The sequence below is a fragment of the Stenotrophomonas sp. STEN008 genome, from assembly GCF_056760435.1.
On the sequence record NZ_JBRRET010000020.1, the window covers coordinates 40,469 to 60,370 of the forward strand.

A 19,902-nucleotide genomic window follows, 5' to 3' on the forward strand; every position below is an offset into this window, starting at 1 on the left:
CCCCGGCGACGGCCGGGGGTTCACTAGGAGAACCCGCAACATGACGGTTACCGCCAACCAGGTTCTGCGTCCTCGCGGTCCGCAGATCGAACGCCTTACCGACACCCGTGCAAAGGTCGTTATCGAACCTTTGGAGCGGGGTTACGGGCATACGCTGGGCAACGCCCTGCGTCGCGTGCTGCTGTCGTCCATCCCGGGCTTCGCCATCACGGAAGTCGAAATCGACGGCGTGTTGCATGAGTACACCACGGTCGAAGGTCTGCAGGAGGACGTGCTCGAAGTCCTGCTGAACCTGAAGGACGTGGCCATCCGTATGCACTCCGGCGACAGCGCCACCCTGTCCCTGTCCAAGCAGGGCCCGGGCGTTGTCACCGCTGCCGATATCAAGGTCGACCACAATGTGGAGATTCTGAACGGCGACCATGTGATCTGCCACCTGACCAAGGATACGGCAGTGAACATGCGTCTGAAGATCGAGCGTGGTTTCGGCTACCAGCCGGCTGCTGCGCGTCGTCGTCCGGACGAAGAAACCCGTGCCATCGGCCGCCTGGTCCTGGATGCCTCGTTCTCGCCGGTCCGCCGCGTCGCCTATGCCGTGGAAGCGGCCCGCGTCGAACAGCGTACCGACCTGGACAAGCTGGTCATCGATATCGAGACCAACGGCACCATCGATGCCGAGGAAGCCGTGCGCACCGCCGCCGACATCCTCAGCGACCAGCTGTCGGTGTTCGGTGACTTCACCCACCGCGACCGCGGTGCGGCCAAGCCGGCCAACAACGGCGTGGATCCGGTGCTGCTGCGCCCGATCGACGATCTGGAGCTGACCGTGCGTTCGGCCAACTGCCTGAAGGCTGAAAGCATCTACTACATCGGCGATCTGATCCAGAAGACCGAAGTGGAGCTGCTGAAGACCCCGAACCTGGGCAAGAAGTCGCTCACCGAGATCAAGGAAGTGCTGGCCCAGCGTGGCCTGTCGCTTGGCATGAAGCTGGAGAACTGGCCGCCGGCCGGCGTCGCCAGCCACGGCATGCTGGGCTGATAAAGCCTCCTGCTGTACCCGAAGGCTCCACCGTCAGCGGTGGAGCCTTCACCGCAAGATGCCATGACGAACCGCAGGTTCGCGGGCAGGTCGTCCAGGACGGGCGGCCAGGACCATCCGCAGTCCGTGCAGCAACGCCAGGATGGCGACAACGATCCACACAGCCACATCATTAACCAAGGAACATCACCATGCGTCACCAGAAGTCTGGCCGTAAGTTCAGCCGTACCAGCGCCCATCGCGAAGCGATGTTCAAGAACATGGCCGCCTCGCTGTTCAAGCACGAGCTGATCAAGACCACCCTGCCGAAGGCCAAGGAACTGCGCCGCGTCGCCGAGCCGCTGATCACCCTGGCCAAGGTCGATTCCGTTGCCAACCGCCGTCTGGCCTTTGCCCGCCTGCGTGACAACGAAGCCGTGGGCAACCTGTTCACCATCCTGGGCCCGCGCTACGCGAACCGTCCGGGCGGCTACCTGCGTCTGCTGAAGTGCGGCTTCCGCGCCGGCGACAATGCTCCGATGGCCTACGTCGAGCTGGTCGACCGTCCGGCCGTGGCCGAGGAAGTGGCCGAGTAATCGGACCGCTCCAACGCGACACAGTGAAAGCCCGGCATCTGCCGGGCTTTTGCGTTCTGGTAGCGCCGGGCGATGCCCGGCGTTTACGTTTCCGCAGCACTCGCCCCGCAAGGCCCGGCGCTACCTGCGAAGGGAAGTGGCCCGCACCGTTCCGACGAGCGTCACCGGCAGCGGTTCGAATGGCAGGCGCGGTCGGTTACGCTTGGCGCCTGATCCATTCGAGCATTCACGATGAATCCTCTGCGCTGGCCCTTCCGCGCCCAGTTCCTGCTGGGCTTCCTGATCTGCGTGGGCCTGCTGGGCTATGCGATTTTCCTGCAGCTGAAGATGGGGCTGGAGCCGTGCCCGCTGTGCATCTTCCAGCGGCTGGCCTTTGCCGCGCTCGGCCTGCTGTTCCTGCTGGGCGCACTGCACGGCCCGTCGAACCGGCCGGGACGGGTGACGTACGGCATCCTTGCCTTCATTGCGGCAGCCGTCGGCGTCGGCATCGCCGCGCGCCATGTCTACGTGCAGATGCTGCCGCCGGAAATGGGTGCCACCTGTGGCCCACCGCTGAGCTTCCTGCGCGAGACCATGGGCCCGTTCGAGGTGTTCCGCGCGGTGCTGACCGGTACCGGCAACTGCGGCAACATCGACTGGACCTTCCTCGGACTGACCATGCCGATGTGGTCGGGCGTGTGGTTCGTGCTGCTGGGGCTGTGGGCACTGCTGGTGCCGCTGCGCAGGGTCAGGCGCTGAGTAACTGACGCGCCCCGGCAGAGCCGGGCATGGGCTCGGCTCTGCCGGGGGGCGGCGACATCGATCAGAAATCCTGTTGCAGGCTGAGATAGGCGCCGCGTCGCGGCCCCCACTGGGGGGCGAACACGCCTACGCCGCCGCCATCGCGCAGCTGATAGCTGCGATCCAGCGCGTTGACCAACGCCAGCTGTGCATGCAGCGGATGGCCGCTGTCGGGGTTGAAATCGTGGCCAGCACTGAGGTTCACCTGCAGGTAGGACGGCAGCTCGCCCCCATTGGGTACGCTTTCGGTGTCCGAGCGCAGGCCACTGCCGAACACGTAGTTGGCACCGATCCGGTTGTGTCCGGCGAAGGCATAGCTGACACCGCCCGACGAGGTCAGCTTCTGGTCGTGGTCCAGGTGGATCCAATGGTCGGCCACGTAGGCCAGGGCGTCCGGGTCGAGGTTGTACTGGCCGGTGATCACCTGGGTGCCGATCGCCTTGTTGTATGCAGCGTTGAAGTAAGCGCTGAACGGTCCGTCGCTGTAGTCGGCGCTGAACTCCAGGCCGCGGATGTGGCCGCGACGATAGTTGAACGTTGAATAGAGGTAGGCGGCGCCGAACTGGCCTTCATCCTGCAGGCGGGCGACACGCCGGTCATACGCATCCACGCCGAGTGTCAGGTGCTCGCCGATCTGCTGCGAGATGCCGAGGTCGTAGTAGTCACTGCGCTCGGCCAGTGGCGTGGCGTTGCCATCACTGGGCTGCTGGTTGCTGGTGCCGTCGTACAGCGCGATGTCGTCGGAGGCGATCAGCTCGCTGGCCGGTGGTGTGAAGTAGCGCGCATAGCCTGCGTGCAGGGTGGTGCTGTCGCCGGCATTCCAGACCACGCCCAGGCGCGGGCTGAGCTGGCCTTCGGTCCGCCCGAAGGCCGTGTAGCGGTCGCCGCGCAGACCATAGTTGACCGTCCAGTTGTCTCCGATCTTCCACTCGTCCTGCACGTAGAGCGCCAGCGTGCTGGCGTGGAAAGCACTGCGGTCGGGAATCAGCAGGGGCGTGGTGCTGGCCTGCTGGCCGGCGTCGTCAACCGGGAACACCCAGCTGCTGCTGTGGGCCCGCGCGGTCTCATGATTGCCGTACAGGCCATAGCGCAGCGTGTGATCGCTGCCCAGCGGGGTGGAAACGTCGGCCTGCACGGTGTTGGCGCGGTTGCTGCGCTGCACCTGTGAAGCAACACCGCTGAATACCAGATCGCCCGCCACATCGGGATTGAACCCGACATCGCTGTAGCGTTGGCCGGCCGACAGCTGGTACGCGCTGGCGCCCAGCGTCCCCTGCAGCACCAGCATGCCGAAGCGCGTGGTCTCGCGCTGGGTCTCATCCAGCTGGCTGGAGTCGAACGTGGAGGTATCGAGGTAGCCGAACTGCGGTGTCTGGCCCGGGTTCACCGGAATCTGGAAGCGATTGTCGGCAATGCCGGCGAACACGCTCACGCGCGTGTTCTCGTCCAGCAGATAGGTGAGGTCGGCGAACGCCTTGCCCTGGTGGGTGTCGTCGTGCAGCGGCCGGCGCGAGTTCGTCGGGTTCTCCAGGCCGACCTCGTTCTGGTCGTAGTTGCCGGTCAGGAACCAGCTCCATCGTCCCTGGTTGCCCCACCAGGAGGCGTTGGGATTGACCTTGCCGAACGACCCGGCAGTCAGTCCGGCGCTGCCGCCGTCGCCCAGTTCGGCGCCACTGCGGGTGGTGATGTCCACCACTGCGGCGGTGCGTTCGCCGAACTGCGCCGGCAGTGCGCCATCCATTAGCCGGATGCTCCTGATGGTTCGCGCATCCAGGGTCTGGCCGAAGCCGGAGATCGATTCGGGCAGCAGCACGCCGTTGATGCGGTACTGCAGGTTGGCGTGATCACCACGCACATGGACACCGCCGTAGGAATCCTGGACCACGCCCGGGGCCTGCAGCAGCACCTGGCTGAGTGCGGCGGAGGCGCCGAGCGGCTGCTTCTGGATGTCCTCTGCGGTGATCTGGTACTGGCTGCTGCCGATGTCCGGCGACAGCGCGTTGCGGGCCTGGTCGAGGTGGGCGCTGACGGTGACCGCATCCAGGTTCTTCACTGCGGGCCCGGCGTCATCCGCGGCCGCGGCAAGGGGGGGCATGCTGGCCAGGGCCAGGGCGAAGGTGATGCCGGTAGCGAGGCGTGAGGGCTTCATGGGAGAGAGCAGGGGCCTGGGGCGGGGAGGGGGCCGGTCCATGACGGTGAGTGTTACTCCGTAACAGATCATGCGCCTCTGGCGGCGCCGCCGACCATGCGGTCTGTGGCTGCTCGGCGCGTGCTTTCCCTGGCGTTCAGGCATCGGGCCGGAAGAGCTGGCCCTTTGCGGCGGCGGCCGGCTCTGCGACCATGACCGTCCCCCACCCCGGAAGTCTGCAATGAGCCTGTCCGCCGTTTCACCGGTTCCCGATCCTGCCGCAACCGCCGCGGGCGCTGCCTGGTCGCCGGAGAGCTGGCGCGGCAAGACCGCACTGCAGATGCCGACCTATCCCGACCCGGTGGCGCTGGATGCTGCCCTGCAAGAGCTGAAGCGGCTGCCCCCCCTGGTGACCTCGTGGGAGATCCTGGCGCTGAAGCAGCAGCTGGCGGAGGCGCAGGAGGGCAAGCGCTTCCTGCTGCAGGGCGGCGATTGCGCCGAGAACTTCAGCGACTGTGAGTCCGGCACCATCTCCAATCGCCTGAAGGTGCTGCTGCAGATGAGCCTGGTACTGGTGCATGGCCTGCGCCAGCCGGTGATCCGCGTCGGCCGCTTCGCCGGCCAGTACGCCAAGCCACGCTCGGCTGATACCGAGACCCGTGATGGGGTGACGCTGCCCAGCTACCGGGGCGATGTGATCAATGCGCCGGCCTTCACCGAAGCCGCGCGCCTGCCCGACCCGAAGCGGATGCTGCAGGCCCACGCACATTCGGCGATGACGATGAATTTCGTGCGGGCGCTGATCGATGGCGGCTTCGCCGACCTGCACCACCCCGAGTACTGGAACCTGGACTGGGTGCGGCATTCGCCGCTCGCCGCCGAGTACCAGAAGATGGTGGCATCGATCGGCGATGCCGTGCACTTCATGGAAACCCTGGCCGGTGCCCGGGTGCACAACCTCAACCGCATCGACTTCTACACCTCGCACGAAGCCCTGCTGCTGCCCTACGAGCAGGCGCTGACCCGGCAGGTGCCGCGCCAGCAGGGCTGGTTGAACCTGAGCACGCACTATCCCTGGATCGGCATGCGCACGGCGGCGCTCGACGGCGCGCACGTGGAGTACCTGCGGGGCGTGCGCAATCCGATCGCGATCAAGGTGGGGCCGTCGGTTTCGCCGGACCAGCTGCTGCGCCTGATCGATGTACTCAATCCGGACGACGAGCCCGGGCGCCTGACCTTCATTCACCGCATGGGCGCGACGCAGATAGCCGAAAAGCTGCCGTCGCTGCTGGAAGCGGTCAAGCGCGACGGCCGCCGCGTGCTGTGGGTGTGCGATGCCATGCACGGCAACACCGAGAGCACCGCCAATGGGTTCAAGACGCGCCGCTTCGACAACGTGCGCCGCGAGGTGGAGTTGTCGTTCGATCTGCACGCCGCGGCAGGTACGCGCCTGGGCGGCGTGCACCTGGAGCTGACCGGCGAGGACGTGACCGAATGCACCGGTGGCGCGCGCGAGCTCACCGAGCGTGATCTTGAGCGCGCGTATCGTTCCACGGTCGATCCGCGGCTGAACTACGAGCAGTCGCTGGAGATCGCGATGGCGATCGTGCGCAAGCAGGAACAGGTGCGCTAAGGGTTTTTCGGCAGGGCTTGCAGCCCTGCACCTGCGGAGTCAACGTCGACGTCAAATGCGGGCATTCCGTGGGATGGCGGATTCCCGGTGTCTGTCAGATCCACGCCATGCGTGGATGAATCTCTGTCCGACGTCGAAATCAATCTGGGGTGCGATAACGTTTTGGGCGGGAAAACGCTATGGCCCCCAAACCCAATACCCCACATACCCCAAAAAATTAGAAGGGGGGGGGGGGGGGGGGGGGGGGGGGGGGGCCCCCCGCCCCCCCCGCGCCCGCCGCCCCCCCCCCCCCCCCCCCCCCCCCCCCCCCCCCCCCCCCCCCCCCCCCCCCCCCCCCGCCATCCCACGGAATGCCAGTTTCTGCTGCTGCTTTTGCTGTTGCTTCTGCAGTTGCTGTTGCTCCAGCCCGCAGCAGGTGCAGGGCTGCAAGCCCTGCAGGCCAACACCCTGCTTACGAACGGCTGACGTGACGCTCATGCGCCATGCGCGAGGCTGTCCGCTGCTGTTCGAGTGGAGGTGGCAACCGTGCACTGGCAAAGCGCACAGGCATATGCATGGCCGCTGGGTCTGGCGGCACTGGTGGGCGGCATCGGCGCCTGGCTGATCCTGTGGATCTATCACCGGCTGAAAGGGCGTGATCGCCGGCGCGCGCGCATCGGTCGCGTGCTTGGTCTGCCAATGGCGACCGCATGGCCCTTGCTGCTGCTGATCCCGGCGCTGCAGGCCACGCCACTGCAGGAGCCTCTGCTGGGGCATCTGCAGCACGGGCTGCACATCGCGCTGACGGCCTGTTTCATCTGGCTGCTGGTGCGCGCGGTGGCCGCCGGCGAGCGTGCGATCCTGCGCAGTCATCCCATCGACGTCTCGGACAATCTGGAAGCCCGTCGCATCCAGACCCAGACGCGGGTGCTGAGCCGCGTGCTGATGGGCGGCATCATCGTGCTCGGTGCATCGCTGGTGCTGCTGACATTCCCGATGGTGCAGAAGATCGGCGCCGCCCTGCTGGCCTCGGCCGGTCTGATCGGGCTGGTCGCGGGCATCGCCGCCAAGCCGGTGTTCGGCAACCTCATCGCCGGCCTGCAGATCGCAGTGACCCAGCCGATCCGGCTGGATGATGTGGTGATCGTTGAAGGCGAGTGGGGGCGCGTGGAGGAGATCGGCAGCAGCTATGTGGTGGTACGCATCTGGGACGAGCGGCGGATGGTGGTGCCGCTGACCTGGTTCATCGAGAACCCCTTCCAGAACTGGACCCGGCGCAGCGCCGATCTGCTCGGCACGGCATTCCTGTGGCTGGACTACCGTGCGCCGATCGCGGCGATCCGCAGTGAACTGGAGCGCATCTGCCGCGGCGAGGCGCTGTGGGATGGACGGGTCTGCGTGACCCAGGTGACCGAAACCAGCGAGCGGGCAATCCAGGTGCGCCTGCTGGTCAGTGCACGCAGCTCCGGCGATGCCTTCGATCTTCGCTGCCTGGTGCGCGAGCGCATGCTGGATTTCCTGGCGCGCGAGCATCCGCAATCACTGCCGCAGCTGCGCGCGCGGTTGCAGCGCGAGGATGAGCTGGACATGCCACGCGCACCGCGTGCACGTACGGCAGATGTGCGTTCACCCGGGGCGGAGGACGGCGAGGCCGCGATCGCGCCGGTGGAACCGGACCCCGACCGCTAGCGCCGGGACGTGCCCGGCGAGCGCAGCGGTACCCCCGGTCCGCCGGGCAACCCGGGGCCGATCAAGGCTCGCCAGTGTCGATCAGGGTGTCGGTTTCGAAATGAGGCGGGCGACGCGCACGTGTGCGTTGCTCGTAGGCATAGGCCATTTCGATCAGCTTCGGCTCGCTCCAGGCTGTGCCCATGAACAGCAGGCCGACCGGCAGGCCGTTGATCTGTCCCATCGGCACGCTCAGGCTGGGGTAACCCGCGACCGCTGCCACGCTGTAGCTCTCACCCGGGAAATCGTCGCCTTCGCGGCGGATGGGCCAGGCTGTGCCGGTGGTCGGTGCAACCAGCGCATCCAGCTGGTAGGCAGCCAGGACGGCGTCGATGCCTTCCGGCCCGGCCAGGCGCCGCGCATCGCTGCGCGCACGGATGTAGGCAGGGTCGGCCAGTCCGGCAGTGGCGTTGGCCTCCAGCAGCAGTTCCTGGCCGAACAGGCCCAGTTCCTGCGGCGCCTGGGCCTGGTTGAAGGCGATGAGTTCGCCAAGACTGCGCAGGGGCGCGCGGTAGGTCTTGAAGTAGCGCTCCAGCCCGGCCTTGAACTCATGCAGCAGCACGACCCGCTCGGCTTCGGCCCAGGCACCCGGGTCGGGCAGTTCCACCGGCACCACCACCGCGCCCGCACGGCGCAGTTCGGCGGCGGCCTGATCGATCAGCGGTGCCATGCCACGGTACGTCAGCAGAGGGGTCTGCAGCAGGCCGATGCGTTTGCCGCGCAGGCCTTCGGGGTCCAGGCGCGCGGTGTAGTCGTAGACCGCGCGGCCGGGCATGGTGGCCGTGGCGGGGTCGGCATCGTCCCGGCCCGCGATCGCCGTCAGTACGGCCGCGGCGTCGGCGACGCTGCGCGTCATCGGCCCGGCGGTGTCCTGGCTGAAGGAGATCGGGATGATGCCTTCGCGGCTGACCAGGCCGACCGTCGGTTTCAGGCCGACGATGCCGTTGATCGCGGCCGGGCAGACGATGCTGCCGTCGGTCTCGGTGCCGATCGCCACACTGGCCAGATTGGCGGCCACCGCTACCGCGCTGCCGCTGCTGGAGCCACAGGGCGAATGGCTGAGACGGTACGGATTGCGGGTCTGGCCACCGCGCGCGCTCCAGCCCGACACCGAATCGTTGCCGCGGAAGTTGGCCCACTCGCTGAGATTGGTCTTGCCCAGCACGACCGCGCCGGCCTCGCGCAGGCGTCTTACCAGGTAGGCATCGGCGGGGCGGAAACCCTGCAGCGCGAGCGATCCGGCGCTGGTGGTCATGGGCCCGGCGTTGATGTTGTCCTTCAGCAGGACCGGAATGCCATGCAGCGGCCCGCGCAGATGGCCGTCCCGGCGCTCGCGATCGCGTTCACCGGCTTCCCGCAGGGCATCCGGGTTGAGTTCGATGACGGCACGCAGGCGCGGCCCGGCGCGATCCAGCGCAGCGATGCGCTGCAGGTAGGCGTGGGTCAGCGTGGTGCTGTCCAGTTCGCCGGCCACCATGCGCGCCTGCAGGTCGGCCAGGTCGGTCTCGGCGTAGGGGAAGGGCACGTTGCGGCTCGCAGGTTCGGCGGCGTGGGCGCTGGTCGTGGCCGGGCTGCAGCCAACAATGAACAACGCGGGCAGCGCGATGAGCAGGCAGGTCAGCAGAGGCGGCAAGGACGGGCGCATGGGGCGGCTTGGTCGGCTCCAATGCCCAGTGTAGCTGCTGCTCAGTGGTGGCGCTTGCGCAGGTCGCGGGCCAGGACGTAGACCACGAGCAGGTTTATCGCCAGGATCGTCCAGGAGGGCCAGCCGGGGTGGCGGACGATGGCGAAGACATCGAAGGGCAGATACAGCGCGGCGGTCAGGCAGCCCAGCCAGGAGGCCCAGGCCCTGGCCCGCCAGAGGCCCCAGGCTTCCACCAGGTGCAGCAGGCCGTAGCCGATCATCGCCGCCGCCGCCAGGTGCACGGCGTCGGGATTGATCATGTTCAGGAGGGAGGGCAGGGTGCCGTGATCCGGGTCCAGGCTGAAACGCCGGATCAGGGCATTGACCCCATCGCGGAGCGGCTGCGGACCGAGCACTTCAAGCCCGGTCGCAGCCAGCAACGCCAGCACCGCCTTGCTCGCTTCGAGCAGGGCGATGACGTGGAGGCCCGGATGCCGGTGTGGATCCGGGTTGTAGCCGCTCTGGCTCACGGTCCGGCTCAGCCGCCGCGCGAAGCCTTCTTGCGGTCGCTTTCGGTCAGGAACTTCTTGCGCAGCCGGATTTCCTTCGGAGTGATCTCGACCAGCTCGTCGTCCTCGATGAAGTCCAGCGCCTGTTCCAGCGAGTACTTGATCGCCGGGGTCAGCTGGATCGCATCGTCCTTGCCCGAAGCGCGCATGTTGGTCAGCGGCTTGGTCTTGATGGCGTTGACGGTCAGGTCGTTGTCCTTGGAGTGGATGCCGACCAGCTGGCCTTCATACACATTGTCGCCTTCAGCAGCGAACAGCTTGCCGCGTTCCTGCAGCGGGCCCAGGGAGTAGGCCGGAGTCACGCCCGGGGCGTTGGCGATCATGACGCCGTTGATGCGCTTGGCGATTGCGCCCTGTTCCTTCGGACCGTAATGGTCGAACACGTGGAACAGCAGGCCCGAACCCTGGGTCAGGGTCTTGAACTCGTTCTGGAAGCCGATCAGGCCACGGGCCGGGATCGAGTATTCCAGGCGCACGCGGCCCTTGCCGTCCGGTTCCATGTTCTTCAGCTGGCCCTTGCGGGTGCCCAGCTTTTCCATCACGCCGCCCTGGTGCACTTCTTCCACGTCCACCACCAGCTGTTCGATCGGCTCCATCTGCTGGCCGTCGATTTCCTTGATGATCACTTCCGGACGCGACACGGCCAGTTCGTAGCCTTCACGACGCATGTTCTCGATCAGCACCGACAGGTGCAGTTCGCCACGGCCGGAGACCAGGAACTTGTCGGCGTCCTCCAGCTGTTCGACCTTCAGCGCCACGTTGTGGACCTTTTCACGGTCCAGGCGGTCCTTGATCTGGCGGCTGGTCAGGAACTTGCCACCGGACAGGTCCTTGTTGCCCGCGAACGGCGAGTTGTTGACCTGGAAGGTCATCGAGATGGTCGGCTCGTCCACGGTCAGCGCCGGCAGCGCTTCCGGGGTGTCCGGGTGGCAGAGGGTGTCGGAGATGGTCAGCTCCGGAATGCCCGAGATCGCCACGATGTCGCCGGCTTCAGCGGTGTCCTGCTCGATGCGCTCCAGGCCCAGGAAGCCCAGCACCTGCGCGACCTTGCCGTTGCGCTTCTTGCCTTCACGATCGATCACCGTGACCTGCATGTTCTTCTTCAGGGTGCCACGCTGGATGCGGCCGATGCCGATCACGCCCACGAAGTTGTTGTAGTCCAGCTGGCTGATGCGCATCTGGAAGGCACCTTCCGGATCCACTTCGGGCTTCGGCGCGTGCTTCATGATCGCTTCGTAGAGCGGGGTCATGTCGCCATCGCGGACGGTGTCTTCCAGGCCGGCATAGCCGTTCAGGGCCGACGCGTAGACGATCGGGAAGTCCAGCTGCTCGTTGGTCGCGCCGAGCTTGTCGAACAGATCGAACACCTGGTCGATCACCCAGTCCGGACGCGCGCCCGGACGGTCGATCTTGTTGACCACCACGATCGGCTTGAAGCCCATCGCGAAGGCCTTCTGGGTGACGAAGCGGGTCTGCGGCATCGGGCCGTCCATCGCGTCGACCAGGATCAGCACGGTGTCGACCATCGACAGCACGCGCTCGACCTCACCGCCGAAGTCGGCGTGGCCGGGGGTGTCGACGATGTTGATCCGGTTCTTGATGCCGGTCTTCTTGTCTTCCCAGGTGATGGCCGTGTTCTTGGCCAGGATGGTGATGCCGCGTTCCTTTTCCTGGTCGTTGCTGTCCATCACGCGCTCGGCGAGGACGGTACGCTCGGACAGGGTGCCGGACTGCTTCAGCAGCTGGTCGACCAGGGTGGTCTTGCCATGGTCGACGTGGGCGACAATGGCGATGTTGCGAAGATTTTCGATGGACATACGAAAGGGGGCCAGTCGGCGCCGGATTTGGAAAAAGAAGTCCAACATTATACGTCGAACTTGACGATTCGCGAAAAGCTGGATTCCGGCCGCCCGGGAGCCCCATTCAGCTGGCCGTCGGGGCCCCGCCGGCGGCGCCCCTCCAGAGCCTGAAGCGTCGCCCTGCGCCGATGGTCGAAGCCGCCGCCGCCACGAGCCGGGTGTAAACTAGGTGGCTAGACGCCTTTCCCTTTGCAACAAGGATCTTCATGTCCCTCATCGCCACTTTCGACACCACCCAGGGCCCGATCAAGGTCGAGCTGTTCGCTGACAAGGCGCCGCTGACCGTTGCCAACTTCGTGAACCTGGTCAAGCACGGCTTCTATGACGGCCTGATCTTCCACCGCGTGATCGCCGACTTCATGATCCAGGGCGGTTGCCCGCAGGGCCGTGGCACCGGTGGCCCGGGCTACAAGTTCGAAGACGAGAAGAACGGCGTGAAGCATGAGGTCGGCTCGCTGTCGATGGCCAACGCCGGCCCGAACACCAATGGCAGCCAGTTCTTCATCACCCACATCAAGACCGATTGGCTGGATGGCCGCCACACCGTGTTCGGCAAGGTTCTGGAAGGCCAGGCCATCGTCGATTCGGTCAAGCAGGGCGACGTGATCCATTCGATCACCCTGGAAGGCGACGTCGACGCCGCGCTGGCCGCACAGGCCGACCGCGTGGCCGAGTGGAACAAGATCCTCGCCGCCTGACCCCCTTCCGAGACGGCCACCCACGGGTGGCCGTTTCCCTGTTCTCCGCCGCCTGCCAGGCCCGCCGGGCCACGCCCGCGGCGTCCCATCAAACGCTTGCAAGCAAGAGGAAACCCCCATGAAAGCACCCGTTCGTGTTGCCGTGACCGGCGCCGCCGGCCAGATCGGTTATGCCCTGCTGTTCCGCATCGCCTCCGGCGAAATGCTGGGCAAGGACCAGCCGGTCATCCTGCAGCTGCTGGAGCTGCCGGTGGACAAGGCCCAGGCCGCCCTGAAGGGCGTGATGATGGAACTGGAAGACTGCGCCTTCCCGCTGCTGGCCGGCATGGTCGGCACCGACGACGCTGAAGTGGCGTTCAAGGATGCCGACATCGCCCTGCTGGTCGGCGCGCGTCCGCGCGGCCCGGGCATGGAGCGCAAGGACCTGCTGCTGGAAAACGCCAAGATCTTCACCGCGCAGGGCGCGGCGCTGAACAAGGTCGCCAGCCGTGACGTGAAGGTGCTGGTGGTCGGCAACCCGGCCAACACCAACGCCTACATCGCCATGAAGTCGGCACCGGACCTGAAGCCGGAAAACTTCACCGCCATGCTGCGCCTGGACCACAACCGTGCCCTGAGCCAGCTGTCGGCCAAGCTCGGCAAGCCGGTCGGTGGCATGGAAAAGCTGGTGGTGTGGGGCAACCACAGCCCGACCATGTACCCGGACTACCGTTTCGCCACCGCCGATGGTGCTTCGATCGCCGATGCGATCAACGACCAGGAGTGGAATGCCAACACCTTCATTCCGACCGTCGGCAAGCGCGGCGCGGCGATCATCGAAGCCCGTGGCTCGTCCTCGGCGGCTTCGGCGGCCAATGCCGCGATCGACCACGTGCGTGACTGGGTGCTGGGCAGCAACGGCAAGTGGGTCACCATGGGCGTGCCGTCCGATGGTTCCTACGGCATCCCGGAAGGCGTGATCTTCGGCTTCGCCGTGACCACCGAGAACGGCAAGTACACCCTGGTCAAGGATCTGCCGATCGACGACTTCAGCCAGAAGTACATCGACAAGACCCTGGCCGAGCTGGAAGAAGAACGCGCCGGCGTTGCCCACCTGCTGGGCTGATGCCGCGGGTGCCGGTCTGGCCGGCACGCAGCTGACAGAAACGGGGAAGCTTCGGCTTCCCCGTTTTCATATGGAGTTCCGCAGAACCGCATGATCCACCTGCATTACATCGATGACGCACTGCTGGTGGTGGAAAAGCCCGCCGGCCTGCTGTCCGTGCCTGGCCGTAGCGCGGAGAACCAGGACTGCGTGGTGGCCCGCCTGCAGGTGCTGTACCCGGACGCGCTGACCGTGCATCGGCTGGACCAGGTCACCTCCGGTCTGCTGCTGCATGCACGGGGCAAGACGACGCAGGCCGCGTTGTCGATGCAGTTCGAGCAGCGCAGGGTGGGCAAGTGCTACGAAGCCGTCGTGCAGGGTGTGATCGAAGGTGATGCCGGTGAAGTGGATCTGCCGCTGATCGTGGACTGGCCGAACCGGCCGAAACAGAAGGTCGACCATGAACACGGCAAGCCGGCGCTGACGCGCTGGCGCGTGCTGGCCCGCGATGTTGAAGCGCAGCGCACGCGCGTGGCGCTGGAGCCGGTGACCGGGCGCAGCCATCAGTTGCGCCTGCACATGGCCAGCCTGGGTCATCCGATCGTCGGCGATGTGCTGTATGGCGCCGCACCGGCGCAGCGCGTGCATCTGCATGCGCGCAGCCTGCACTTCACCCACCCGGTGACGGGCGACGCGCTGGCGTTCGAGTCCGCCACTCCGTTCTAAGCAGGGCAAGGGGGGCGGCAGGGCTGCGCCCTGCACCTGCTACGAGCCAGGGCAACGTCAGATTCAACGTCAAAAGCGCGCTGTCCGTGGGGTGGCGGGGGGGGGGGGGGGGGGGGGGGGGGGGGGGGGGGGGGGGGGGGGGGGGCGCGCGGGGGGGGGGGGGGGGGTGTGTCTCGCCGCGCCCCCGCCCCCCCGCGGCCGCGCGGGCCGCCCCCCCCCCCCCCCCCCCCCCCCCCCCCCGCCATCCCACGGATAGCCTGTTGCTTCGGCTTCGGCTTCGGCTTCGGCTTCGGCCTCTGCAGGTGCAGGTGCAGGGCGGCAGCCCTGCATGGAAAACCCACCCCCTACCAAGGTAGGGCGGAACGCGCGGCAACGCGGCACTATGCTCGAACCCATGACTTCGTCTGGGAGGGCTGCGTCATGAACTACGAGGAAACCTACCGCCGCTCGATCGACGAGCCGGAGGCGTTCTGGGGCGAGGAAGCCAAGCGCATCCATTGGCACAAGCCGCCGCAACAGGTGCTCGACTACAGCAACCCGCCGTTCCGGCGCTGGTATGTAGGCGGCGAAACCAACCTCTGTTACAACGCGGTTGATCGCCATCTGGACACTCGGCCCGACCAGCTCGCGCTGGTGGCCATTTCCACCGAAACCAACAGCACCCGCGAGATCACCTACCGGCAGCTGTACCGTGAAGTGAACGACTTCGCTGCCGTGCTCCAGCGCCTGGGCGTCGGCCATGGCGACCGCGTGGTCATCTACATGCCGAACATGGCCGAAGCCGTGTTCGCGATGCTGGCCTGCGCGCGCATCGGGGCCGTGCACTCGGTGGTGTTCGGTGGTTTCGCCGCGCACAACCTTGCCCTGCGCATCGACGATGCCAGACCCAAGCTGCTGATCGCGGCCGATGCCGGCATGCGCGGAGGCAAGCTCATTCCCTACAAGCCGATGGTGGACGCCGCCTGTGCGGAAGCCGGGCATCCACCGCCGCACGTGCTGATCGTTTCGCGCGGGCTGGATCCGGCCGAGCCGCGCATCGAGGGCCGCGACGTCGAGTACGCGACGCTGCGCGCGGAAGTCGGTGCCGTCGATGTTCCGGTGCAGTGGCTGGAAGCGAGCGAGCCGAGCTATCTGCTGTATACCTCCGGCACCACCGGCAAGCCCAAGGGCGTGCAGCGTGATGTGGGCGGATACGCGGTGGCGATGGCACAGTCGATGGAGACCGTCTTCGACTGCAAGCCGGGGCAGGTGATGTTCTCCACCTCCGATGTCGGCTGGGCCGTGGGACATTCCTACAACGTGTATGGACCGCTGATCGGCGGTTGCACATCGCTGTTGTACGAAGGCCTGCCGACCCATCCGGATCCGGGCATCTGGTGGGCCCTGTGCGAGCAGTACAACGTGCGCACGATGTTCTCCTCTCCCACCGCGATCCGCGTGCTGAAGAAGCACGACGCGGATTTCATCCATCGCCACGACCTGCGCGCGTTGAAGTACCTGTTCCTGGCCGGCGAACCGCTGGATGAGCCGACCGCGCACTGGATCAATGAAGCGCTGGGCAAACCGATCATCGACAACTACTGGCAGACCGAAACCGGCTGGCCGGCCTTGACCCTGTTGCCGGGCCTGGAGATGAAGCCGGTGCGCTTTGGTTCGCCGGGCTTCCCCAACCTCGGTTACCGCATGAAGGTGATCGACGAGAACACCGGCGAAGAAGTCGCACCCGGGCAGAAGGGAGTCCTGGTGGTCACCCCGCCATTGCCGCCGGGCTGCATGAGCACGGTGTGGAACGACGACAGCCGCTTCCTGCAGAGCTACTTCAGCCATTTCAAGGAACTGCTGTACAGCTCGCTGGACTGGGCGATCCGCGACGATGACGGCTACACCTTCATCCTCGGCCGTACCGACGATGTCATCAACGTCGCCGGGCATCGCCTGGGGACACGTGAGATCGAGGAAGCCATCTCCAGCCACCCGCGTGTGGCGGAGGCTGCGGTGATCGGCGTCAAGGATGAACTGAAGGGACAGGTGCCGCTGGTCTTCGTCACCCTCAAGCAGGGGCTGGGGGGCGAAGACCCTGCACCGGTGGTGGCGGAGATGATGGCAACGGTGACCACGTCGCTGGGGGCGGTTGCACGGCCGGCGCACGTGCACGTGGTCAACGCGTTGCCGAAGACGCGCTCGGGGAAACTGCTGCGGCGCTCGCTGCAGGCGCTGGCCGAGCAGCGCGATCCCGGCGATCTGTCGACCCTGGATGACCCGGCCGCCCTGGAGGAGATCCGCCGCGCGCTGGGACGCTAGACCGGTCCTGTATTGCCGGGGCCGCGTGCAGCGGGCCGAGGCAAGGAATGCAGCGGTGCTGCACCGCAGCGTTCACCGTACCAGCAGTGCGTTAAGCTCGATGCCGGGGAGCGCGTCCGTCAGGGCGCGCAGGCATGCGCATCATGGAACGGGGGAGCTATGGCACTGCTGCACGCCAAGACGGCCGCTGGCCGCCAGGAAATCGAGGATCGTGCGCGGCGCCTGCCGGCCGCGCTGCGCTCGATCCTGCTGATGGTCGATGGTCGCCGCGATGACACCGAACTGCGCAGTCTGCTCGAAGGACTGCGGGCGCCACCCGATGCGCTGGAACAGCTGGCCGCGATGGAGCTGATCGAAGTGGTGGGGGGCAGCGCCGGTGCGGTGCCGGTCGCTGGCCTCAGCAATGGCCGCGAACAGGACCCGGCGCTGTATCAGCAGCTGTACGAGGCGATGAGCGAAGCCGTGCGGCGCCACCTCGGGCTGAAGGGCTACTTCATGCAGTTGAAGATCGAGCGCTGCACCGATGCCTCGGCCCTGGAGCGCCTGTGCCCGGAACTGCTGGCGGCGGTAGGCAAGGCACGCAGCCCGGCACTGGCACAGCGCTGGTGGCAGGAAACGCAGGCATCGCTGGCAGCCGGCGATCGCGGAGTCGTGCAGGCCTGACGCAGCGCGTAGAGTGGATGGTTTCATTCCCATCAGGAGCCTCTCGTGCAGGACGACCACGACGACACCGACACCCCCGGCTGGGACGCGATCAATGCGGCGTTGGCGCCGCTGTACGCGGGCCAGGAGCCCCTGCATTTCGGAACGGCATTGCCGTACACGCTGGGCGGCCAGGATCCCCTCGATGGCATCAGTGTCTACCGTGCGGAGGCGCCGGTACCGCACTGGCACTACATCACCTATGGCCTGTCCGAGCTGTACGCCAAGGAGAGCAGTGACGCCGAAGCAAGCGGCTACGGATTCGAGCTGACCTTCCGTCTGGCAGCAGGCGAGGGCGTGCACGCCGAACAGGCACCGCCGACATGGCCGATGAACCTGCTGCAGAACCTGGCGCGCTACGTGTTCGGCAGCGGCAACGTGTTCGAGGATGGCCACCACCTTGACGCGAACGGCCCGATTGCCCTCGAGTCCGACACCCGCCTGCGCCATCTGGCTTTCATCGCCGACCCGCAGTTGCCGGCGCGCGAGACGGCCAACGGCCGCCTGCAGTTCCTGCAGCTGGTCGGGCTGACGGATGGGGAAATGGCTGCAGTGAAACGCTGGTCGACCCGCGGGGTGCTGCACGTGCTGGAGCCGGCGATGCCCCTGTGGATCACCGATCTGCATCGGGGCGACCTGCTGGATGATCCGGCACTGGCGGCGCAGGTGCAGGCGGGCAGTGCGCGGGAGGGTTCCAGCACCGGCATGTTGTTCATTGAAACGCTGGACTGGCGACAGGTCTCGGGCGTGACCACGCTGGTGCTCGGCGCCGGCCAGGTGCCGAGCGTGCGCGAGCTGCTGCCGCTGCGCCTGCACCATGGCGCATCACTGGTGCTGGTCAGCCGTGAGCGCCAATGGGAGTTCACCCCGGCTGCGGGCGGCGGCGCCAACGACGTCGATGCCGACAGCGCGCGCTGGGCATTGGATGCACAGGGGGTCCAGGCGTGGCAGGACGTGCGTGCCGAGCGCGGGATCTACCCGCTGGGCGGTCAGCTGCAGGTCGAGGTGGTGCCGACGCTGCTGCGTGACGCCAAGGGTGCCGTGATCCGCGAGATCGGTTGAACGGTGGACACGGGGCGCCGGCGATGCCCGGCGCCGGGCCGGGACGCCGGATCGGAGCCGCCTGCGCTGCCGGCGGCTCCGTGTGCGGTCAGGCCAGGCCTTCGGCCTTCAGTGCGGCCTGCACGCCGGCATCGGCGTCCATGCGCGCCTTGTAGGCGGCCAGATGATCCAGCCCCGACAGGTCGACCTTGGCGCCGGCTGCCCAGCGCAGGGTGATGTAGAAGTACGGGTCGGCGAAGCTGCGGAAACCGGCCAGCCAGGGCTTGTCCGCCAGCTGCCGGTCGGCCGTCTCGAACAGGCCGCGCAGGCGCTTGCGGGCGGCCGCGCGGATCGCGTCGTACTGGCTCTCATCGCCGATGAACTTGCCCGGTGCGAACAGCGGCGAGAACGCCGGGTGCACATCGGAGTTGACGAAGGCCAGCCAGCGGGTGGCCTCGGCACGCTGGCGCGGGCTGCCGTCGCCGGCCAGGCCGGCCTGCGGGAAGCGGTCGGCGATGTAGCCCATGATGGCCGCGTTCTGCAGCAGGATGAAGTCGCCATCGACCAGCGCCGGAACCGAGCCGGCCGGGTTGATCTTGAGGAATTCCGGCCCCTTCAGGGTGTCCTTGTCGAGCAGTTCGACCTCGAACGGCTGGCCGGTCCACTGCAGGGCGATGTGGTCGGCGGTGGAGCAGGCACCGGGCTTGCTGTACAGCTTCATGGGAACTCCAGGCGGGGTGTGCGGGAATCGCCCACTATCCCAGAGCCTGCCGGCGCGCGGCAACGCTGCCGCCGGCAACAGTTCGTTACGACTGCCGGGGCTTGAGGTTCTGCACCTTATAGAAGGTGTGATCACCGATGGTGGCCACCTGGTAGGCATTGCGCCAGTTCGGGCTGGCGATGGCCAGGGCGGCGAAATGGCTGGCACCGGGAACGATCTCGCGGCGCTCGCCGGCCGGCAGCGCCCAGTTGCGCTCCGCATCGAAGGCCACGCTCATGGCCTCGCTCCAGGCCGCGTCGTTGCCCAGCTGGGTGCCGGGGGAGACGATGGTCGGGGCGAACTGCTTGCGTGCGGTCACCACCTGGCACATCGAGTCGCCCCACAGGCCGCTGTCGAGGCGGCGCAGTGCCACTTCGGCCACGGCCTGCTGGCCGCGCAGGGTCTGGTCGCGGGCTTCCAGGTATACGGTGGTGCTCAAACACAATGAATCAGCCGCCGGCTGGGGCAGCAACTGCGACAGCCAGAGAATCCAGGCCAGTTTCATATAACTCCTTGCTCCGTATGGGCCGCACCACGGGGTTCCGGCCGAAGAGAGGGCAGGAGGCGGGGTACGACTTGGCGTCATGGGGAGGCGGCCATCGGGGCCGCCCCGTGGGCGGCCCGGGAAAAGAGGATCGATGAACGATCCGGGAGGGCCGCACCGGCTCACCGGAAA

General features: G+C 66.9%; 17 protein-coding genes. 11 read left to right on the plus strand and 6 right to left on the minus strand.

The features are described 5' to 3' along the window. Positions 1-40: 40 nt before the first annotated feature. The 3 genes from ACVOME_RS11420 (at position 41) to ACVOME_RS11430 (ending at position 2,352) form a co-directional block, all read left to right on the plus strand. A complete protein-coding gene (locus ACVOME_RS11420; protein WP_004145453.1) occupies positions 41-1,039 on the plus strand; it encodes a DNA-directed RNA polymerase subunit alpha in 999 nt (332 codons plus the stop codon). 191 nt (positions 1,040-1,230) lie between these two features. Then, positions 1,231-1,614: a 50S ribosomal protein L17 gene (gene rplQ, locus ACVOME_RS11425; protein WP_053519752.1), complete on the plus strand. Its 384-nt coding sequence runs from the start codon at positions 1,231-1,233 to the stop codon at positions 1,612-1,614. A gap of 231 nt (positions 1,615-1,845) precedes the next feature. Next, positions 1,846-2,352 carry a disulfide bond formation protein B gene (locus tag ACVOME_RS11430; RefSeq protein ID WP_481505100.1) on the plus strand — a complete coding sequence of 169 codons (507 nt, stop codon included), beginning with the start codon at positions 1,846-1,848 and terminating at the stop codon, positions 2,350-2,352. A gap of 64 nt (positions 2,353-2,416) precedes the next feature. Here ACVOME_RS11430 and ACVOME_RS11435 read toward each other — a convergent pair whose 3' ends face one another. Then, entirely contained in the window at positions 2,417-4,543 is a 2,127-nt protein-coding gene (locus ACVOME_RS11435; protein WP_481505101.1) for a TonB-dependent receptor, read from the minus strand. A gap of 220 nt (positions 4,544-4,763) precedes the next feature. Here ACVOME_RS11435 and ACVOME_RS11440 point away from each other — a divergent pair, with 220 nt between their 5' ends. Both ACVOME_RS11440 and ACVOME_RS11445 read left to right on the plus strand, forming a co-directional pair. Beyond that, positions 4,764-6,155: a class II 3-deoxy-7-phosphoheptulonate synthase gene (locus ACVOME_RS11440; RefSeq protein ID WP_481505102.1), complete on the plus strand. Its 1,392-nt coding sequence runs from the start codon at positions 4,764-4,766 to the stop codon at positions 6,153-6,155. Between the two features lie 525 nt (positions 6,156-6,680). Continuing rightward, positions 6,681-7,823 (plus strand): mechanosensitive ion channel family protein, encoded by a 1,143-nt coding sequence (locus tag ACVOME_RS11445; RefSeq protein ID WP_053520335.1) that lies wholly within the window; start codon positions 6,681-6,683, stop codon positions 7,821-7,823. Between the two features lie 61 nt (positions 7,824-7,884). Here ACVOME_RS11445 and ACVOME_RS11450 read toward each other — a convergent pair whose 3' ends face one another. Genes ACVOME_RS11450 through typA form a run of 3 tightly spaced genes read right to left on the minus strand, consistent with a single transcriptional unit; the run spans position 7,885 to position 11,872 of the window. After that, a complete protein-coding gene (locus ACVOME_RS11450; RefSeq protein WP_283220058.1) occupies positions 7,885-9,507 on the minus strand; it encodes an amidase in 1,623 nt (540 codons plus the stop codon). A 41-nt stretch (positions 9,508-9,548) separates the two neighbouring features. Continuing rightward, entirely contained in the window at positions 9,549-10,016 is a 468-nt protein-coding gene (locus ACVOME_RS11455; protein WP_065176006.1) for a DUF2127 domain-containing protein, read from the minus strand. An 8-nt stretch (positions 10,017-10,024) separates the two neighbouring features. After that, positions 10,025-11,872 carry a translational GTPase TypA gene (gene typA, locus ACVOME_RS11460; RefSeq protein ID WP_053520332.1) on the minus strand — a complete coding sequence of 616 codons (1,848 nt, stop codon included), beginning with the start codon at positions 11,870-11,872 and terminating at the stop codon, positions 10,025-10,027. A gap of 248 nt (positions 11,873-12,120) precedes the next feature. Between typA and ACVOME_RS11465 the strand changes: the two genes are divergently transcribed. From ACVOME_RS11465 to ACVOME_RS11490, 6 genes are all read left to right on the plus strand, one after another. Then, positions 12,121-12,612 carry a peptidylprolyl isomerase gene (locus tag ACVOME_RS11465; protein WP_053520333.1) on the plus strand — a complete coding sequence of 164 codons (492 nt, stop codon included), beginning with the start codon at positions 12,121-12,123 and terminating at the stop codon, positions 12,610-12,612. A 118-nt stretch (positions 12,613-12,730) separates the two neighbouring features. Then, on the plus strand, positions 12,731-13,717 hold the full coding sequence (locus tag ACVOME_RS11470) for a malate dehydrogenase (protein WP_005415428.1): 987 nt from the start codon (positions 12,731-12,733) through the stop codon (positions 13,715-13,717). 90 nt (positions 13,718-13,807) lie between these two features. Continuing rightward, complete coding sequence (locus tag ACVOME_RS11475) at positions 13,808-14,422, plus strand: RluA family pseudouridine synthase (protein WP_128988931.1); 615 nt, start codon at positions 13,808-13,810, stop codon at positions 14,420-14,422. A gap of 420 nt (positions 14,423-14,842) precedes the next feature. Next, the gene (prpE, locus tag ACVOME_RS11480; RefSeq protein ID WP_065182872.1) at positions 14,843-16,723 is read left to right on the plus strand and encodes a propionate--CoA ligase; all 1,881 of its coding nucleotides are present in this window, start codon (positions 14,843-14,845) and stop codon (positions 16,721-16,723) included. Between the two features lie 159 nt (positions 16,724-16,882). After that, positions 16,883-17,386: a hypothetical protein gene (locus tag ACVOME_RS11485; protein ID WP_283219433.1), complete on the plus strand. Its 504-nt coding sequence runs from the start codon at positions 16,883-16,885 to the stop codon at positions 17,384-17,386. A gap of 45 nt (positions 17,387-17,431) precedes the next feature. Next, entirely contained in the window at positions 17,432-18,487 is a 1,056-nt protein-coding gene (locus tag ACVOME_RS11490) for a suppressor of fused domain protein (protein WP_065176008.1), read from the plus strand. Positions 18,488-18,575: 88 nt separating this feature from the next. On the opposite strand, the gene ACVOME_RS11495 is transcribed toward ACVOME_RS11490, so the two are convergent. Then, positions 18,576-19,187 (minus strand): glutathione S-transferase N-terminal domain-containing protein, encoded by a 612-nt coding sequence (locus ACVOME_RS11495; protein ID WP_053520032.1) that lies wholly within the window; start codon positions 19,185-19,187, stop codon positions 18,576-18,578. An 85-nt stretch (positions 19,188-19,272) separates the two neighbouring features. Next, complete coding sequence (locus ACVOME_RS11500) at positions 19,273-19,731, minus strand: cell wall hydrolase (RefSeq protein ID WP_053520031.1); 459 nt, start codon at positions 19,729-19,731, stop codon at positions 19,273-19,275. Positions 19,732-19,902: the final 171 nt, after the last annotated feature.

Coding starts and splice junctions, on each gene's coding strand:
- ACVOME_RS11500 (WP_053520031.1), bottom strand. CDS start 19,731: ATGAAACTGGCCTGGATTCTCTGGCTGTCGCAGTTGCTGCCCCAGCCG.
- ACVOME_RS11465 (WP_053520333.1), top strand. CDS start 12,121: ATGTCCCTCATCGCCACTTTCGACACCACCCAGGGCCCGATCAAGGTC.
- ACVOME_RS11435 (WP_481505101.1), bottom strand. CDS start 4,543: ATGAAGCCCTCACGCCTCGCTACCGGCATCACCTTCGCCCTGGCCCTG.
- ACVOME_RS11495 (WP_053520032.1), bottom strand. CDS start 19,187: ATGAAGCTGTACAGCAAGCCCGGTGCCTGCTCCACCGCCGACCACATC.
- ACVOME_RS11430 (WP_481505100.1), top strand. CDS start 1,846: ATGAATCCTCTGCGCTGGCCCTTCCGCGCCCAGTTCCTGCTGGGCTTC.
- typA (WP_053520332.1), bottom strand. CDS start 11,872: ATGTCCATCGAAAATCTTCGCAACATCGCCATTGTCGCCCACGTCGAC.
- ACVOME_RS11440 (WP_481505102.1), top strand. CDS start 4,764: ATGAGCCTGTCCGCCGTTTCACCGGTTCCCGATCCTGCCGCAACCGCC.
- ACVOME_RS11470 (WP_005415428.1), top strand. CDS start 12,731: ATGAAAGCACCCGTTCGTGTTGCCGTGACCGGCGCCGCCGGCCAGATC.
- ACVOME_RS11485 (WP_283219433.1), top strand. CDS start 16,883: ATGGCACTGCTGCACGCCAAGACGGCCGCTGGCCGCCAGGAAATCGAG.
- ACVOME_RS11475 (WP_128988931.1), top strand. CDS start 13,808: ATGATCCACCTGCATTACATCGATGACGCACTGCTGGTGGTGGAAAAG.
- ACVOME_RS11450 (WP_283220058.1), bottom strand. CDS start 9,507: ATGCGCCCGTCCTTGCCGCCTCTGCTGACCTGCCTGCTCATCGCGCTG.
- prpE (WP_065182872.1), top strand. CDS start 14,843: ATGAACTACGAGGAAACCTACCGCCGCTCGATCGACGAGCCGGAGGCG.
- ACVOME_RS11420 (WP_004145453.1), top strand. CDS start 41: ATGACGGTTACCGCCAACCAGGTTCTGCGTCCTCGCGGTCCGCAGATC.
- rplQ (WP_053519752.1), top strand. CDS start 1,231: ATGCGTCACCAGAAGTCTGGCCGTAAGTTCAGCCGTACCAGCGCCCAT.